The organism is Arthrobacter sedimenti (genome assembly GCF_042652025.1).
GTDB classification, from domain to species: Bacteria; Actinomycetota; Actinomycetes; order Actinomycetales; family Micrococcaceae; genus Arthrobacter; species Arthrobacter sedimenti.
Genome location: NZ_JBHSDQ010000006.1, coordinates 93,949 through 110,004 on the forward strand (window position 1 = coordinate 93,949; position 16,056 = coordinate 110,004).

At 67.8% G+C, this 16,056-nt stretch carries 16 protein-coding genes; 2 read left to right on the forward strand and 14 right to left on the reverse strand.

The features are described from left to right. The 14 genes from ACFO0G_RS14520 to dacB form a co-directional block, all read right to left on the reverse strand. On the reverse strand, positions 1-924 hold the full coding sequence (locus tag ACFO0G_RS14520; protein ID WP_376978466.1) for a 4-phosphopantoate--beta-alanine ligase: 924 nt from the start codon (positions 922-924) through the stop codon (positions 1-3). Further along, on the reverse strand, positions 925-1,818 hold the full coding sequence (locus ACFO0G_RS14525; protein WP_376978468.1) for a Rossmann-like and DUF2520 domain-containing protein: 894 nt from the start codon (positions 1,816-1,818) through the stop codon (positions 925-927). After that, the gene (locus tag ACFO0G_RS14530) at positions 1,811-3,457 is read right to left on the reverse strand and encodes a PH domain-containing protein (protein WP_376978470.1); all 1,647 of its coding nucleotides are present in this window, start codon (positions 3,455-3,457) and stop codon (positions 1,811-1,813) included. The genes ACFO0G_RS14525 and ACFO0G_RS14530 overlap by 8 nt, the downstream gene beginning before the upstream one ends. Further along, positions 3,454-3,966 (reverse strand): PH domain-containing protein, encoded by a 513-nt coding sequence (locus ACFO0G_RS14535; protein WP_376978472.1) that lies wholly within the window; start codon positions 3,964-3,966, stop codon positions 3,454-3,456. The genes ACFO0G_RS14530 and ACFO0G_RS14535 overlap by 4 nt, the downstream gene beginning before the upstream one ends. Beyond that, a complete protein-coding gene (locus tag ACFO0G_RS14540; protein ID WP_142131628.1) occupies positions 3,947-4,492 on the reverse strand; it encodes a DUF3180 domain-containing protein in 546 nt (181 codons plus the stop codon). Before ACFO0G_RS14540 ends, ACFO0G_RS14535 begins: the two co-directional genes overlap by 20 nt. Continuing rightward, the gene (gene folK, locus ACFO0G_RS14545; RefSeq protein ID WP_286400957.1) at positions 4,489-5,034 is read right to left on the reverse strand and encodes a 2-amino-4-hydroxy-6-hydroxymethyldihydropteridine diphosphokinase; all 546 of its coding nucleotides are present in this window, start codon (positions 5,032-5,034) and stop codon (positions 4,489-4,491) included. The genes ACFO0G_RS14540 and folK overlap by 4 nt, the downstream gene beginning before the upstream one ends. After that, complete coding sequence (folB, locus tag ACFO0G_RS14550; protein WP_286400955.1) at positions 5,031-5,423, reverse strand: dihydroneopterin aldolase; 393 nt, start codon at positions 5,421-5,423, stop codon at positions 5,031-5,033. Before folB ends, folK begins: the two co-directional genes overlap by 4 nt. 13 nt (positions 5,424-5,436) lie before the next feature. Continuing rightward, positions 5,437-6,375, reverse strand: coding sequence for a dihydropteroate synthase (gene folP, locus ACFO0G_RS14555; protein WP_376978475.1), 939 nt, complete (start codon positions 6,373-6,375; stop codon positions 5,437-5,439). Between the two features lie 9 nt (positions 6,376-6,384). Beyond that, positions 6,385-7,029 (reverse strand): GTP cyclohydrolase I FolE, encoded by a 645-nt coding sequence (folE, locus tag ACFO0G_RS14560; protein WP_286400951.1) that lies wholly within the window; start codon positions 7,027-7,029, stop codon positions 6,385-6,387. Between the two features lie 9 nt (positions 7,030-7,038). Continuing rightward, complete coding sequence (ftsH, locus tag ACFO0G_RS14565) at positions 7,039-9,099, reverse strand: ATP-dependent zinc metalloprotease FtsH (protein ID WP_286400950.1); 2,061 nt, start codon at positions 9,097-9,099, stop codon at positions 7,039-7,041. A gap of 184 nt (positions 9,100-9,283) precedes the next feature. Next, positions 9,284-9,835, reverse strand: a complete 552-nt coding sequence (hpt, locus tag ACFO0G_RS14570) for a hypoxanthine phosphoribosyltransferase (protein ID WP_142042755.1) — start codon at positions 9,833-9,835, stop codon at positions 9,284-9,286. Positions 9,836-9,865: 30 nt separating this feature from the next. Then, complete coding sequence (gene tilS, locus ACFO0G_RS14575) at positions 9,866-10,924, reverse strand: tRNA lysidine(34) synthetase TilS (protein ID WP_376978478.1); 1,059 nt, start codon at positions 10,922-10,924, stop codon at positions 9,866-9,868. Positions 10,925-11,023: 99 nt separating this feature from the next. Next, a complete protein-coding gene (locus tag ACFO0G_RS14580; protein WP_286400945.1) occupies positions 11,024-12,199 on the reverse strand; it encodes a zinc-dependent metalloprotease in 1,176 nt (391 codons plus the stop codon). 274 nt (positions 12,200-12,473) lie between these two features. Continuing rightward, complete coding sequence (dacB, locus tag ACFO0G_RS14585) at positions 12,474-13,970, reverse strand: D-alanyl-D-alanine carboxypeptidase/D-alanyl-D-alanine endopeptidase (RefSeq protein WP_376978480.1); 1,497 nt, start codon at positions 13,968-13,970, stop codon at positions 12,474-12,476. A 156-nt stretch (positions 13,971-14,126) separates the two neighbouring features. Here dacB and ACFO0G_RS14590 point away from each other — a divergent pair, with 156 nt between their 5' ends. Both ACFO0G_RS14590 and ACFO0G_RS14595 read left to right on the forward strand, forming a co-directional pair. Next, positions 14,127-14,615: an inorganic diphosphatase gene (locus ACFO0G_RS14590; protein ID WP_018762663.1), complete on the forward strand. Its 489-nt coding sequence runs from the start codon at positions 14,127-14,129 to the stop codon at positions 14,613-14,615. A gap of 95 nt (positions 14,616-14,710) precedes the next feature. After that, positions 14,711-16,054, forward strand: coding sequence for a carboxylesterase family protein (locus tag ACFO0G_RS14595; RefSeq protein WP_376978482.1), 1,344 nt, complete (start codon positions 14,711-14,713; stop codon positions 16,052-16,054). Positions 16,055-16,056: the final 2 nt, after the last annotated feature.

Below are 16,056 nucleotides of genomic sequence, written 5' to 3' on the forward strand. Positions count from 1 at the left end.
TCAGGAACTCAGCGGGACGTTGTCGATCAGCCGCACCGGGCCCACCTTGGCCGCGATAAGTGCCAGGGCCTCGCCGCGGAACGGAGTTTCCCGGCAGTTCTCTGCCAGCGGCTCAAGGGTCCCCGGATCCACCACATCGAAGTAGTCCAGTTCCACCAGGGGCTGGGACTCAACCATCGCCAGCGCAGAATCAAGGTCCAATGGCTCGTGGGCGTTCGCCCGCTCTTCCAGCAGCCGCAGCGCCCTCGACAGGACCAGGGCGGCGTCCCGCTCGTCGTCGGACAGGAAGCGGTTCCGGCTGGACAAGGCCAGCCCGTCGTCAGCACGGACCGTGGGCACACCCACAATCTCCACGGGGAAGTTCAGGTCCGCAGCCATGCGCTGGACCAGGGCCAGCTGCTGGGCGTCCTTCTGGCCGAAGTAAGCCCGGTAGGAGGGGAGGCTGCCGCCGGCCGTGCCCGCAGATCCGGCCGGGAGGCCGGCCGCCGGCATCCCATAGTGCAGCAGTTTGGCAACGACAGTCAGGGCGCCATCGAAGTGGCCGGGCCGGGAGGCGCCTTCCCACTTCTCCCCCAGGCGTCCGGAGGTGATCCGCACCAGAGGCTCCCCGCCGGGGTAGACCTCCTCCACGGAGGGCGCGAAGGCGAGGTCCACGCCCTGCTCCTCCAGCAGCGCAAGGTCCGCGTCAAGCGTCCGCGGGTAGCGGTCCAGGTCCGCGGCATCCCCGAACTGAAGCGGGTTGACGAAGATGCTCGCCACCACAACGTCATTGTTTTCGACGGCGGTGCGGGCCAGCGCAGCATGTCCCTCGTGGAGCGCGCCCATGGTGGGCACCAGCCCCTGTGAGGTCCCCTGCTTCGCCTTGAGGAGCCGGGCGCTTTCGGTGTGCAGGCCGGCCACGGTGGTGACGAGTTGAATGGACATTCAGTCCTCCTTCGGATCGAGGGCCTCGTGCAGCCCTTTCAGCTGGTCGGCTTTCAGCAGTCCGCGCCCTTCGGCGCGGAGGGCTGTGGCGCGTGCCATCGCAAGGTAGGCCTCCAGCACATCACCGTGCCCGCCGGCGTCGTACTCCCGCAACGCCTCGGCGTGCGCGCGGACCGTTCCCACATCCCCGCGTGCAACGGGACCGGTCAGCGCAGACTCCCCCGAGGCCAGTGCGTTCTCCAGCGTGGCCCGCAGGAGCGGTCCAAGCATGCGCTCGGGCGACTCAACCCCCACCTCGCGCAGCAGTTGCGACGCCTGCGCCACCAGGGTGACCAAATGGTTGGACCCGTGGGCCAGGGCTGCGTGGTAGAGCGTCCTGTCCGCCTCGGCGATGGCCACCGGTTCGGCCCCCATTTCCACCACCAGTGCCTGGGCAATGGGCAGCATGGGCGCGTCGGCCGTCACCCCGAAGGTGCAGTCCAGCAGCCGGGTAAGGTCCAGGCTCATGCCGGTGAAGGTCATGGCCGGGTGAAGTGCCAGCGGGACGGCGCCGGCGGCACGGACGGGATGGAGCACGCCGACGCCGAAGCGGCCGGAGGTATGCGCCACGAGTTGGCCGGGTTGCCAGGCGCCGAGCTTCGCCAGCCCGTCCACCAACCCGGGCAGTGCGTCGTCCGGCACCGCCAGCAGTACCAGTTCCGCGCGCTCCACGATGTCCTGCACTTCCAGGATGGGCACGCCGGGCAGCAGGGTCTCGGCCCTCTCCCGGCTGGCGTCGGAGACCGCCGACACCCCGACGACGGCGTGCTCGGCTGCGCGCAGCGCGGCGCCAAGGACGGCCCCCACCTTGCCGGCGCCGATGATTCCGACGCCGAGGCGTCCGGGCTTAGCCATGCTGCTGGCCTTCCTGTTGGTAATGGGTGCGGGGCTCTGCTGCAGCCCCAGGCTTCACCGCCGGCGTGCATTCCGGAACTGGTTCAACTGACGGGACAACCTGCCGCAACCATTGTTCGGTGGTTTGCCGCTTCCGTGCCAGCCGGGCGCGTGCGGACTGCTCGTCGAAGAGTTGCCGGGCCTCGTCCAGCCCCGCCTGGGTCAGCCGTGGGGCCACCGGCCCGGCGGTGGTGTGCAGCACCAGGTCCGCCACCCGGAAGTGGCGCGCCACAGGCCCTTGGTGAAGTGCCATCGACTGCGTCCGCTGGTGCGGGACAACAACCAGTTCCCGCCACCAGCGGCCGGAGCGGATCAACAGCGCCGTGTCGGTGGCCGCGAAGCCGTTGCGCCGCCACGCCAGGGGTGCCAGCAGCCACGCCCGCCGCGGCGTGGTGACAAAGCCGCCGTCGGAATCGAAGCCCCCAAGCCCGGCAGCGAAAACCGCCTCCGGCTGGTCGGTGCCAGGGTCGGGCAGGACCAGCGAGAGCATGGCAAGGACGTCGGCAAATTTACCTACCGGCAGCAGGATGGTCCGGGTGTTGCCTTCGACGGCGTTGCCCGATGTCCCGTAGCCGGCGACATTCACCTGAATCCGATACCAGCCGAACGGGCGCCACAGCGGCGGCTGGGCAATCTTCACCGCCTGGATCCGGCCGGGCGGAAGCGTCTGCGCCTGGGTGTCGAGCAGACCGTACCGCAGCCGGATGCCATCCGGCGAAATGGCGGCGGTGAAGTTGTACCCCTTGTTGAAGAAGTTCCAGTAGCTGGCCGCGAGGCCAAGGGCGGCGGGCACCAGGTAAAAGTAGAAGGCCCGGTTGTCCGTCAGTGCGGAGAGGAACATCGAAGCGGCGCCCCCCACCACGATGAAGAAGCTTTGCTCGCTCAGCAGCAGCGATCCGATAAGGCGCGACGGCGGCACGGCCAGTACCGTAAACTCCGGCGCCTCGGGTGCGGGCTGGGCGGGATGCTGCTGGCCGGCCGGCCCTTCCAGATCAATGCCCGGCGGGCGGCCCGGGATGTAGCCCGCGCGTAAACCGGCGCCGGCAACAGCCCCGGAAGCGCGCGCCAGGATGGTGGCGCGCAGTTGGCGGGCGTCCGCGATCTTCAGGTACGCCAGCCGCATGGCTGACTCGCCGGCGTCGGCCACCTCGAACTTGAGTTCGGCCAGGCCAAAGATTCGCGCCAGGAGGGGCTGCACGATGTCGATCGCCTGCACGCGGTCCAGCCGTGCCTGCCGGTGCTGGCGGTAGAGGAGCCCGCTGTTGACCCGCACATACCCGGCGGACACCTGGTATTTGGTGAAGTACCAGGTGAGGACGAATCCCAGCACCGCCACGGCCAGCACCACGGCACCGCCGCCCAGGACCCAGGGCGCGCGGCGGCCAAACCCCTCCTCGAAAACAGGCTGCCCCTGCAGGGACCGCTCAAAAAGGTCCCTGCCAAAGAAGAAGGCGATGGCAGCCAGGGCAACCCAGCCGCGGACGAAAGGTGAGGCGGGATGCACACGCAGCCATTCGCCGTCGGGCGTTCTGCTGCTTTCCGTGCCGGCTGCCGCAGGAGGCAGGACCGGCTGCCCGGGCTGCTGGCCGTCAGCCGTCACAGTCCTGCCAGCCTGGCTTCGCCGCGGGCCGCCAGCTGTTCCCGGAGCCGCGCGCCCTCAGCAGCCGGAAGGCCGGGGATGCGCGCGTTGGTGCCAGGCGACGCCGTATGAAGCTTCACGGTACACAGGCCCAGCCCACGCTCCACGGGGCCGACGGCGATGTCCACGTACTGCATGCGCCCGTAGGGAACGGCCATGGTGCGCTGGAAGAAGATGCCGCTCCTGACCAGCAGGTCGTCGTCGCGCTCGGCGTAGCCGACGGCCCTGACCTGCCGCGGGATGAGCACCAGCCGCCACACGGCAACCAGCAGCATGACGGCCGGAACGGTGATGGCCAGCCACAGCGGAGGCCAGCGCCACCAGCCCAGGAGGACAAACACCAGCGGGGCGGACAGGACCAGGACTGCGGCCAGGTTAGCCAAGGCCCAATCCACAAGGCGGACTGTTATGAATTTTGGCGACACCCGCTGCCAGTCGACACCCGGCGGGTCAATCGCCTCGGTACGCATATTCGCCTTCCCCGGCGGCCTCCCCGCGGGCAGGGCGGCCCTTCTTCCCGTCCAGGTTGGGGTCACCGTCTTCGGGTGGAATTTTGCAGAACCGTTCCACGATGAGCCCCACCACGATCATCACCAGGCCGCCACCGGCCATGGCCAGGGCCAGCCACGTGATTCCCTGGTCACTGCGCATGCTCCAAATCCGCAGCTGGTCCAGGAAAATGCCCACGTGCCACCCGAGCAGCACTGTTCCGGCGTACGCGCAGGCCTGGGCCAGGACCAGGGTCCGGGCGGCCAGGAGGGGGTCCAGCTGGGTCTTCTTTGCCGTGCTGTTGGGCTTGTGGCTGTTGCGCCACCTCAGGATCCGGATGCCCAGGATCAGCGTGATGATGACGATGACGCCCATGGTGGCAAGCGCGGTGGCAGGCAGGACGGGCGTGGCAATGCTGTAGCGGCTGGTCACCACTGTCGCAGACCAGCCCGCGATGGCAAGGATGACGCCGATCAGCAGCAAGCGCAGGGGGTTGATGGGTTTCATCGCTCCTCCACCGCGCCGGCCGTGGGCATCCCGTCAAAGTCGCCGAAGCCGTCGAAGGGTGCCAGATCGGCGAAATCATCGGCCCGGGCGGCCAACGCGCCGATCCTTTCGCCCCCCAGGGTGGCGGCCGGTTCGATCAGCGACCAGGGGTAGAGGACGAATGCACGGGAGGCCGCCCGCGGGTGCGGGATGGTCAAGGCGGGATCGTCGCTGCGGAGGTCCCCGTAGGTGATGATGTCGACGTCGAGCGTCCGCGGCCCCCAGTGGACCTCGCGGACGCGGAGGTGCTTGTTCTCCACGGCCTGGCAGTGTTCCAGCAGCTCCATGGGGGTGAGGCTGGTTTCCACGGTGATGACCATGTTCAGGAAGTCGGGCTGTCCGGCTGGGCCGCCCACGGCTTTGGTCTGGACGATGGGAGAGACGGCAAGGAGGCGAACCTCCGGCGGATCCACCAGGTCCGCCACGGCCTCGGTCAGGGTCTCGTTCCGCTCACCAAGGTTGCTGCCGAGGGCGAGCACCGCCTTGGTGTAGATGCCGTTCATGTGCCGGCTCCGGACAGGGCATGGCCTGCACCGGCGCGTTCCCTGTGCACGGTGACGGCCACGTCGCCGAAAGGAACCTCGATGGGGGCCTGGGGTTTGTGGACTGTGATCTCCACGGCCTGGAGCTTGAATTCGGCCAGGAGGCTGTCCGCGATCCGCACCGCAAGTGCCTCGATGAGGTTCAGGGGTTCCCCGGAGATCCACTCGGTTATACGCTGCGCCACCTCACCGTAGTGTGCGGTGTCCCGGACGTCGTCGGACTGCGCCGCCTCGGTGAAGTCGAGGTAGAGCACCGCGTCCACCACGAAGGGCTGGCCCTCCCGGCGTTCGAAATCGAAGACACCGTGATGACCCACTGCGGTCACTCCGGTCAGCGTAATCCTGTCCATGGGTCCCCCGGCCCTATTGCGTTTTGGGTACGGCTGATGCTGTAGGTACGGCCGCCATGCGCGCGGCCACCTTGACGGCGTCAAGGCTTGAGCCGACGTCGTGGACGCGGACGGCCCAGGCGCCGCGGTAGGCGCTGATGGCCGTAATGGCCGCCGTAGCCCCATCCCGTTCCTCGGGAGCGGCGGCTTTCCCGGCCACGGTGAGGAGGGTGCCCAGGAAGCGCTTGCGGGAGGCGCCCACCAGGACCTTGTGGCCCAGGCTGTCCAACTGGTCCAGGTTCTGCAGCAGTTCCCAGTTCTGGGCGTCGTTCTTGGCAAATCCCAGGCCCGGATCGATGATGATCTGTTCCTGGCTGACACCGGCCGCGTAGAGCTTGTCGCGCACTCCTGCCAGTTCCGCCACCACTTCCCCGGCAACATCGGTGTACTCGGCAAGCGAGTTCATGGTCCGGGCATCGCCGCGCCGGTGGGTGAGGACGTAGGGCACCTTGGATGCTGCCACGAACTCGGCCATTTCAGGCTCGATGCTCAGGCCGGAAATGTCGTTGACGATGGCGGCGCCTGCCTTGACTGCAGCTTCCGCGGTGGAGGCATGGGTGGTGTCGATGCTGACCAGCGCCCCGGCCTTCACCAGGGCCTCGATCACGGGCAGCACCCGGCGCTGCTCTTCGTCGGGGCTGACGTCATCCGCGCCCGGCCTGGTGGACTCGCCGCCGACGTCGATGATGTCCGCACCGGCGTAGAACATCCGCAGGCCGGCGGCGATGGCGGTGTCCGCCGTGGCGTGCTTTCCCCCGTCGCTGAAGGAATCAGGGGTGACGTTCAGGATGCCCATGACCAGGGTCCGGCCGGTGGGCAGGTCTTCGAAGCGCGCGGCCGGGCGGGGCTTGCGCAGAATGGGCAGGGGGGAGGTTGCGGGCCCCGTTCCGGGGGCTGCAGCGAGTGAATCCATGGTGTGTGGTTACCTTCCGAGGATGAGGCTCATGGCTTCGGCACGCGTGGCCGGGTCATGAAGCTGCCCGCGGACCGCACTGGTGACGGTCTTCGCTCCGGGCTTGCGGATGCCGCGCATCGACATGCACATGTGCTCGCATTCAACGACGACGATGGCGCCGCGGGGCTTGAGATGGCTGACCAGCGCTTCGACGATCTCAGTAGTGAGCCGTTCCTGCACCTGCGGCCTGCGGGCGTACATGTCCACCACCCGAGCAAGCTTGCTCAGCCCGGTGACCCTTCCGTCGTGCGACGGGATGTAGCCAACGTGGGCCACGCCGTGGAACGGCACCAGGTGGTGCTCGCAGGTGGAGTAGAAGGGAATGTCCTTGACCAGGACCAGTTCCTCGTGGTCCAGGTCAAAGGTGGTGGAGAGAATTTCCGCAGGATCGTGGTGCAGCCCGGCGAACATCTCCGCGTACGCCTTGGCCACCCTTTTGGGTGTGTCCAGGAGGCCGCCGCGGTCCGGGTCCTCGCCGATGGCAAGGAGGATTTCGCGGACGGCCGCCTCGATCCGTGGCCGGTCCACCTTGTGGCTCGTGGGGTGGTGGGAACCGTCCCCCGCCGGATATCCGGCGGAGGCGGAAACGTCGTCGTCGTCGAAGGAAGTCACAGGGAAAGCTTAGCCGCGAAGGGTGTCAGGCCCCGAGTCGGTGACTCCGCCCTTGAAGGGTGCATCCTCCGGCACGCCCTGGGGGTGCGGGGGCTGGGCGTCCAGCGGCTCGTCCAGCCGGGCCTTCTTCGCTTCTTCCTGCGCTTCACGCTCGGCCCGCTCCTGGCGGGTCTCCACCGGTCCGGCCAGGACGGGGCGGGTTTCCTTGGAGAGCCACACCTCGCGGAAGTCGCGCTTGCGCACATCGCGGAAGATGTCGGCAATTTCGGCCTGGTTGAGGGTTTCCCGCTCCAGCAGCTCAAGGGCCAGCAGGTCCAGGATGTCGCGGTTCTCGGTGAGGATTTCGTAGGCCTCATCGTGTGCCTGCTCAATCAGGCGGCGCACTTCCTCATCGACCACGTAGGCGATCTGGTCCGAGTAATTGCGCTCGTGCCCGGCGTCGCGGCCCAGGAAGGGCTCGCCGCCGCCCTGGCCCAGGCGGACCGCGCCGACGCGTTCGCTCATGCCGTACTCGGTGACCATCTTGCGCGCGGTGCCGGTGGCCTTCTCGATGTCGTTCGAGGCACCGGTGGACGGGTCGTGGAAGACGATCTCCTCGGCCACCCGGCCGCCCATGGCGTAGGCCATCTGGTCCAGGAGTTCGTTGCGGGTGACGGAGTACTTGTCGTTTTCCGGGACCACCATGGTGTAGCCCAGGGCACGGCCGCGGGGAAGGATGGTGATCTTGGTGACCGGAGCCGAGTTCCGCAGGGCCGCCGCCACCAGGGCGTGGCCGCCTTCGTGGTACGCGGTGATCTTGCGCTCGTGTTCCTTCATGACGCGGCTGCGCTTCTGCGGCCCGGCCATGACACGGTCGATCGCTTCGTCCAGCGCGCGGTCATCGATCAGGTTGGCGTTGGAGCGGGCGGTGAGCAGCGCTGCTTCGTTCAGGACGTTGGCGAGGTCCGCACCGGTGTAGCCGGGCGTCTTCTTGGCCACAGCCTTCAGGTCGACGCCGGGCGCCATCGGCTTGCCCTTGGCGTGCACCTGCAGGATCTGGTCGCGTCCGATCAGGTCCGGCGCTTCCACCGAGACCTGGCGGTCGAAACGGCCGGGGCGCAGCAGCGCGGGGTCCAGGACGTCGGGCCGGTTGGTGGCGGCGATCAGGATTACGTTGGTCTTGACGTCGAAGCCGTCCATCTCCACCAGCAGCTGGTTGAGGGTCTGCTCGCGTTCGTCGTTGCCACCGCCGATGCCGGCGCCGCGGTGGCGGCCAACAGCATCGATTTCGTCCACGAAGATGATGGCCGGCGAATTGGCCTTGGCCTGCTCGAAGAGGTCGCGGACGCGGGACGCACCCACGCCGACGAACATTTCCACGAAGTCCGAGCCCGAGATGGAGAAGAAGGGCACGCCGGCTTCACCGGCGACAGCACGGGCCAGCAGCGTCTTACCGGTGCCCGGAGGGCCGTAGAGCAGCACGCCCTTGGGGATCTTGGCGCCGACGGCCTGGAACTTGGCCGGTTCCTGCAGGAATTCCTTGATTTCCTGCAGTTCCTCCACGGCCTCGTCGGAACCTGCGACATCAGCGAAGGTCACCTGCGGCATGTCCTTGCTGACCATCTTGGCCTTGGACTTGCCGAACTGCATGATCTTGGAGCCGCCGCCCTGCATGCGGGTCATCAGGAACCAGAAGAGGGCGCCCAGCAGGATGACCGGGATCAGCAGGGAGAGCAGGCCGGAGAACCAGTTGCTCTCGATTGGCTGGTCGGTGAAGCCCTGGGCGGGCTTGGCGTCGGTGACAGCCTTCACCACGTCCTGGGCACGGGCATCCACGAAGAAGAACTGGACGCTCTTGCCCTTGTCCTGCCCGTCCAGCTGCAGGTCGTCCTTCAGTGTGAGGTCAACGCGGTTCTCACCGTCGAAGATCTTGGCCTGCTCCACCTTGTTGCTGGAGAGCAGTTCCAGGCCCTTGTCAGTGTCGATCCGGGCCGCACCGCCGGGGGCGAGCGTTGCAAAAGCCACGAGGAGCAGACCGACCACAATGACGATCCAGATGCCCGGGCCTTTGAAGAAGTTCTTAGCTTTCATCTGTTCGGGGGCTGGCCCCGTCCTTCCGGTAGTGCTTCACGGCGAGTACTCTGCGCACGTGATGGTGCTGCGTCAGCTTCTAGCTATACACCGTCCGGAGTACATCACGCATAGCGAAAAGCAAAAGTTCCCTGTGGGCGTAGCGGGACAGACAGCGCACCGAATGCGTTGGAAGGGCCTGGGGTTACTCGTAGACGTGCGGGGCCAGGGTTCCGACGAAGTCCAGGTTGCGGTACTTCTCGGCATAGTCCAGGCCGTAGCCCACCACGAACTCGTTGGGGATGTCGTAGCCGACGTACTTGACGTCGATCTCCACCTTGGCGGCGGTGGGCTTGCGGAACGCGGTGCAGATTTCCACCGAGGCGGTCCCGCGGGATTCCAGGTTGGTCTTGAGCCAGGACAGGGTGAGGCCGGAATCGATGATGTCCTCGACGATCAGCACGTCCTTGCCCATGAGGTCCGTGTCCAGGTCCTTCAGGATGCGCACCACACCGGAGGACTGGGTTCCCGAACCGTAGGAGGACACGGCCATCCAGTCCATGGAGATGTGGCTGTGCAGTGCCCGGGCAAGGTCCGCCATAACCATGACAGCGCCCTTGAGGACGCCCACAATGAGGATCTCGCGGCCTTCGTAGTCCTTGTCGATCTGCGCGGCGAGTTCGGTGATCCGCTGCTGGATCTGCTCCCTGGAGTAGAGAACGTGCTTGAGGTCTGCCTGGACGTCGTTTGAATCCACCAATGGCTCCTGTTTAGATGCGGGGTGCGACTATTTTGCGGGCGGTTTTTGAGGCCGGAATACTAGCTTCCCACAGCGCGCCCGTTCGCGGGGAACAGAAGAGCTGCCCCCGGCGGCAGCCGGCCCGGGATTGCCTTTCGATTCCTCCAGCTGCGCCAGCGACAACCGGTATGCACTTACGCCGCCGGGAAGCTCCACAGGACCGGCCGAACCCTGCCGCCGCAGCAACGCTTCCGCCGCCAAAAGGCGCTGGTAGCTGGGTTGCTGCCCGCCGACGTCGGCCGCTGCCTTGGCGATCACCCGGAACCGGATGGCCGGGGCCAAGGCGCGCAGCGCCTCCTCCGGCAGGCTCAGCCCGCCGTCGTCCCGCTCCACGAGCGATGCGAAGGTGCTTTCCGCCACATCCTCCAGGTAGTCAGCGTCCAGCTGCAGGATGGCGGCGGTCCGGGCCAGCGATTCGGCCACGCCGGGGCCGAGTTTTTCCTCAAGGTGCGGGAGGACCTCCACGCGGGTCCGCGACCGCGCAAAGGCGGGATCGGCGTTGGTGGGGTCGTGCCAGGGGTCCAGCTCCTCCACCGCGCAGATCTCCTCCGTGTCTGCCCGGCGGAGCCCCAGGAAAGGACGAAGCAGTTTGCCCCGGGTTGGGCGCATGCCGGCGAGCGAGCGGGTCCCGGAGCCGCGGGCCAGGCCCAGCAGCACCTGTTCGGCCTGGTCGTCGAGGGTGTGGCCCAGCAGGACTGCTTCCGCGCCTTGTTCCGCGGCGGCGGCTTCGAGGGCCGCGTGCCGGGCCTCCCGGGCAGCTGCTTCCGGTCCCATGCCGGCGCCGGCCACGGTGACGGTCCGGACTTCCACCGGTGAGAGGCCAAGCTCCTGCAATGTCTTGGCGGTGCGGGCGGCAATGGCAGCCGATCCGTCCTGCAGCTGGTGGTCCACCACCGCGGCGCCCACGGTCACAGGGTGCCCGTCCACGTGGCCGCGGCGGGCGAAGTAGGATGCGACGGCGGCGAGCGCCAGGGAGTCCGGCCCGCCGCTGCAGGCCACCATGACGTGGCGGGGGTAGGCCGCGTCCGCCAGGGCGTTCTGCAGCATTTTGCGCGCCGTGCCGACGACGGGCGCTAGCCTCCCGGGCCGGCGTCGTCCGCTGTGAACGGCGGCAGGCGCGCCTTCGGGCAACTGGGCGTCAGGCAATCAGAGGCCCATCCGCTCAAGCCACAGCTTGGCGTCGTGGATCTCTGGCTCGGTGGGCAGGTGGTCTGCCGACTCCCAGACCTTGTTGAACCCGTCCATGCCTGCCACATCCACCACGGCGCGGACAAACCGGGCGCCGTCGGAGTACTGGCGCATCTTGGCGTCCAGGCCCAGGAGGCTGCGGATGAACTTCTCCACCACGCCGCGGTCCTTGCCGCGGTCGTTGAAGCGCTGCCGGATGGTTTTAACGGAGGGAACGATGCTGGCGTCCACGGCATCCATCACCACGTTTGCGTGGCCTTCGAGCAGGCTCATCACGGCGGTGAGGTGCGAAATGGCGGCCTTTTCCTCCGGGTCCTGCAGCAGGTCCAGGATGGCGCCGCGGCGCGGCGCGTCCCCGGTGGCTGAGCGGTCCTTCAGGGAACGGGCGGCAGCGGACGCGCGCTCCATCAGGGAGTCGACGTTGCCCAGGAGGTGGCCGCTGAGGTTGTCGATTTGCTCCAGCATGTGGTGGCGCAGCCAGGGGGCGGCCGCAAACTGGACGCGGTGGGTTTGCTCGTGCAGGCATACCCAGAGCCGGAAATCCTCCGGCGTGACGTTGAGCTCGCGTTCCACCGAGACGATATTCGGCGCCACCAGCAGGAGCCGGCCGCCGGCGGGAGCCGTGGAGTTCTCGGCCAGTGCCGCGAAGGGGTCGTACTGACCCAGGACCTTGCTGGACAGGAAGGCCAGGACGGCGCCCAGCTGGCTGCCGGTGATGGCACCACTGACGCTGGCCGCAGAGGGGCTCAGGGACCCGCGCCGGCTGTCCAGCATCTTCTGCATGGCAGGCTTGAGCATCACTGCGAAGCTCTGGGTGTTGGCCTTGGCCCACGATGCCCGGTCCACCACCAGCACCGACGAGTCGCGGAGGTCGCGTGCCGCCTCCAGCCCGGTGATTTCGTGGACGTGCGGCACAGACGCGTCCGCAAGTCGGCGCAGGCTGTCCACCGCCTCGCCGATGGCCTTTTCGTCAAGTACCGGGCCGGCCGGAGCCAGCCGTGCCGCGGTGGAAGCAGCGAGGTCCCAGTTGATCAGGGCCTGCGCCTGGTCGGGGTGGACCCCATTGGATTGGGCCCCGTTGGACTGGGCTGCTGAGGACAACGTCGATGCGGACTCGCGCGCAGTGGACTCCATGAGTCCCATCAGAACACAGCCGGCTGGGGATCGTCCTTAAGTTCGCTCACCGGCGAACTTACACAGCCGCTGCACAGGAGGCCGAAAGCGCGGCCCCAGCCAGGCCAGCCAAGCTGGAAGCACAGGAAGATTCCGCCCCGAAGGAGGCCGCCATGATTCCCTACCGCCCTGTTACTCCCCTGACCGCAGGCCCGCGCAAGGGCTGGGCATCGGTGCTTGCCGCCGTCGTGATGGCTGCTTTCCTGGGAGTCCAGCCGCAGTAGCGGCAGCGGTACTAGCGGCAGCCGCAGCCTGCAAGCGCCGTGGCCGCCCTGTCCAGCGCTTCCTTGTTGCCGGCCGCCCCCGGCGTCAGGCCGTTGCCGAGGAACGAGAACACCAGGAGCCTGCCGTCGGCGTCCACCACATAGCCGCTCAGCGCCAGCACCGTGTTCAAGGTCCCAGTTTTGGCCCGCACCAGCCCGGCGCCGCCGGAGGTGGTGGCGTCTCCGTACCGCATGTACAACGTGCCGGACAAGCCACCCACCGGGAAGCCGTCCAGAACGGCACGAAGCCTGGTATCGGCACCGGTGGTAATGGCCCGGACCACGTCCGTGAACTGGCGGGCGGAAACCTGGTTGCCCATGGCCAGGCCGCAGACATCCACCAGTTTCATGGTGTCCGAGGACAAGCCAGCGGCCCCAGCTTCGGCAGCAACCGCCGCGGTAGCGCCGTCATTGCTGCCCGGCCGCCCGGTTGCCACCGCTGCCATGCGCCCCATGGTTTCGGCCAGGTAGTTGTCCGAGACCTGCAGCATGAGGTTCACTTGCTCCGCCACTGTGGCGGAGTCGGCGGCGGCGAGGAGTGCGGCGTTGGCTTGGGACGCTCCCGGTGAACGTTCGACGCCGGCCGCCACGGTCAGTCCCGCACCGGCACCTGCCGCGCGGAGCAGGGCCGCGAATTCCTGGGTTGCAGCCAGGGCGGAGTCCTGCGGGCGGGGGCCGGTGGTGACGGCGGGATCGAAGCGCGCGGAGTTCAGGGCCAGCGGGTACAGCGGGGCGATTTCCCCGGCTTCCACGTCCCCGGACTGCCAGTTGGGGTTCAGTGCGGGACCTGTAAAGAGGGAATCATCCACCAGCACCGTGATTTCCCTGGTTGTGCCGGCGGCCTGCAGCGCCTGCACGGTGGCTGCGGCAAGCGTGGCGAGGCCCGCGTGGCCCATCACCTGCTCCGGCTGCGACTCCCCGACGCCCAGCAGGACGTCGCCGCCGCCCACCAGCACCACCTGGCCCGGGGCAGGGCCTTGAATCACCTTCGTGGTGAAGCGGTGATCGGGCCCCAGGGTGCGCAGCGCGGCGAGCGCCGTCAGCAGCTTAAGGTTCGACGCCGGCACCCGGCCGTCCGCGCCGCCCCGGTCAAAGAGCACCTGGCCCGTGAGCGCGTCCTGCACCATGCCCGTGAAAGTACCGCCGCCGTCGGCCTTTAACACCGGGTCCACCTGGGCTGTCACCGCCGGCTGCGCGGGGACCGGAGCCGAGGGCTGGAGCGGGGCAAGCACCTGCGCAGCGGAAAGCGTGGCGGGCGGTTGCTGCCACGCAGGCGGCGCCGGGACGGGTGCGGGAGCCTCAGGGCCTCTGAACCCGGGGGCCACCAACAGGACCCCCGGGATGGCAAGGACGATCAGGATCAAGGCAGCGAGGGCCAGCGGCCAGGGCTTGCCCGGACTTTGGCCCGGGCTTTCCCGCCGGCTGGACCGACGGGCGCGCAACGGTTCCCCGCCGGTTGATTTGGTCATGCTGGTGCTGGTCCTCAAGTCCTGAAATTTCCCCACAAGTTCCTGATTCCAGGGCCTCTCGCTATATCCTCAATTGTAGTCGGCGGCACCGACACTCTTTTTTGTGGGCCCGTCAAGTGTGCCGCGCACCCCCTGCAATTGCCGAGGAGCATTCCCATGAAGCACGACGTGACCATCGAGATCCCCAAGGGATCACGCGTCAAGTACGAAGTTGACCACGAGACCGGCCGCGTCCGCCTGGACCGCGTCCTCTTCACCTCCATGCAGTACCCCACGCACTACGGGTACTTCGAGAACACCCTCGGCGAGGACGGCGACCCGCTGGACGCACTGGTGCTTCTGCAGGACTTCGACCTGCACCCCGGCGTCATCGTTGAGTCGCGCCCCATCGGCGTCTTCAACATGACCGACGACGGCGGCGGAGATGCCAAGATCCTCTGCGTCCCCGTGGATGCCCGCTTTGACCACATCCAGGAAGTCAGCGACGTCAACGAGTTCCTGATCAAGGAAATCGAGCACTTCTTCACCCGCTACAAGGACCTGGAGCCCGGCAAGTGGGTCAAGGCCGAGGGCTGGGGCGACCGCGCAGCCGCCGAAGCCGAGCTGGAAGCGTCCATCAAGCGCTACGTGCCCACCGGACACTGACCCCACCCTTCACACCAGTCCGACGGCGGGTGCCTGGCTTTTCGAAGCCGGACACCCGCCGTCGTTGTTTCAGGAACTTATGGCATGGTGGGGCTGTGAGTCCCGAGCCAGCCCTGACCTCCCAGCTTCTGTTCCACCCGCCCTGCGGGCCTGTCAGTGGATGGCGCGACGGCGACGTCATCCGTGCCACCGGCATCCCCTATGCCAGAGCCCCACGGTTCCAGCCGCCGGCACCGGCCCCGGACTGGACCGCCGAGTTTGCGGCAACGTCGCTCTCCCCGGCGTGCCCCCAGGCGCCGGTCCCGTTCCTCGACGCCGTCCTGGGCACCAAATACGGTGAGCTGCCCGGCAGCGAGGACTGCCAGAACCTTTCCATCACCGTGCCCGGCGATCTCGCTCCGGACGAGAAGCTGCCCGTCATGGTCTGGATCCACGGCGGCTCCTACACCACGGGGTCGGGCGACCTGGCGATCTTCGACCCCGCCCGGCTGGTGGCCGAGAACCGGGTCATCGTGGTCTCCGTGACGTACCGCCTGGGTTTGTTCGGTTTCCTGGCGACGCCTGCCGGGCGTCCCGGCAACCTGGGGCTCCTGGACCAGCTTGAGGCGTTCCGCTGGGTGCAACGGAACATCGGGGCATTCGGCGGGAACCCACGCCAGGTCACGGCTTTCGGCCAGTCCGCCGGCGGCGACGCGATCGCCCACCTGATGGCCACGCCTGAGGCGCCCGCACTCTTCCAGCGCGCCATCATCCAGAGCGCGCCGCTGGGCATCACCAGAGGGCGGGCGAAGATGAACCACGCCATGGGCATCGCCGCGGACGGCGTCACCGAACAGACCCCTGCCATGGACGTGGTGGCGCTCGAAGCCCAGGTGACGCAGGTGGCCAAGAAGTTCGGCATATTGGCGGCCATGCCCTTTGGCACCCAGTACGGGCACGATCCGCTCCCCGAGGAGTCCGCGATCGAGGCTGCCTGGAACCGGACCGCACCGGCCATCGACGTGCTGATCGGCCATACCTCCGAGGAGGCCCGGCTGTTCCTCCCCCGCAGCCCGCGCCTGATGCGCGTGGCCAAGGTTCCGGTGGTAGGCAAGGCCGCCGTACGTGCCATCGACTGGGTGGTGACCGAGACCGTGTACGGCCGGGCCACCCGTCGCTTCGCCCGCCGGCACGCCAAGGCAGGCGGACAAGTGCACCGCTACGTCCTGGACTGGCACGCACCCGGCAATATCTTCGGCGCCGCCCACACCGTGGACCTGCCCCTGCTGCTGGGAAACCGGAAAACCTGGGACGGCGTGGGGCTCATCGCCGGCGCCCGCTGGGAGGATGTGGACATGACCGGCAGGGCGGTGAGGTCACTGTGGGCCGGTTTTGCCCGCGGTGATGACCTGGGCGAGGCTGGCGTGGTGGACAACGCCCTCCGCTACCGGCGCGTCTGACA

Excerpts from the sequence above, each read along its gene's own strand:
- ACFO0G_RS14520 (WP_376978466.1), bottom strand. The coding sequence starts at position 924 with ATGTCCATTCAACTCGTCACCACCGTGGCCGGCCTGCACACCGAAAGC.
- ACFO0G_RS14525 (WP_376978468.1), bottom strand. The coding sequence starts at position 1,818 with ATGGCTAAGCCCGGACGCCTCGGCGTCGGAATCATCGGCGCCGGCAAG.
- ACFO0G_RS14535 (WP_376978472.1), bottom strand. The coding sequence starts at position 3,966 with ATGCGTACCGAGGCGATTGACCCGCCGGGTGTCGACTGGCAGCGGGTG.
- ACFO0G_RS14540 (WP_142131628.1), bottom strand. The coding sequence starts at position 4,492 with ATGAAACCCATCAACCCCCTGCGCTTGCTGCTGATCGGCGTCATCCTT.
- folK (WP_286400957.1), bottom strand. The coding sequence starts at position 5,034 with ATGAACGGCATCTACACCAAGGCGGTGCTCGCCCTCGGCAGCAACCTT.
- folB (WP_286400955.1), bottom strand. The coding sequence starts at position 5,423 with ATGGACAGGATTACGCTGACCGGAGTGACCGCAGTGGGTCATCACGGT.
- folP (WP_376978475.1), bottom strand. The coding sequence starts at position 6,375 with ATGGATTCACTCGCTGCAGCCCCCGGAACGGGGCCCGCAACCTCCCCC.
- ftsH (WP_286400950.1), bottom strand. The coding sequence starts at position 9,099 with ATGAAAGCTAAGAACTTCTTCAAAGGCCCGGGCATCTGGATCGTCATT.
- tilS (WP_376978478.1), bottom strand. The coding sequence starts at position 10,924 with ATGCTGCAGAACGCCCTGGCGGACGCGGCCTACCCCCGCCACGTCATG.
- ACFO0G_RS14580 (WP_286400945.1), bottom strand. The coding sequence starts at position 12,199 with ATGGAGTCCACTGCGCGCGAGTCCGCATCGACGTTGTCCTCAGCAGCC.
- dacB (WP_376978480.1), bottom strand. The coding sequence starts at position 13,970 with ATGACCAAATCAACCGGCGGGGAACCGTTGCGCGCCCGTCGGTCCAGC.
- ACFO0G_RS14590 (WP_018762663.1), top strand. The coding sequence starts at position 14,127 with ATGAAGCACGACGTGACCATCGAGATCCCCAAGGGATCACGCGTCAAG.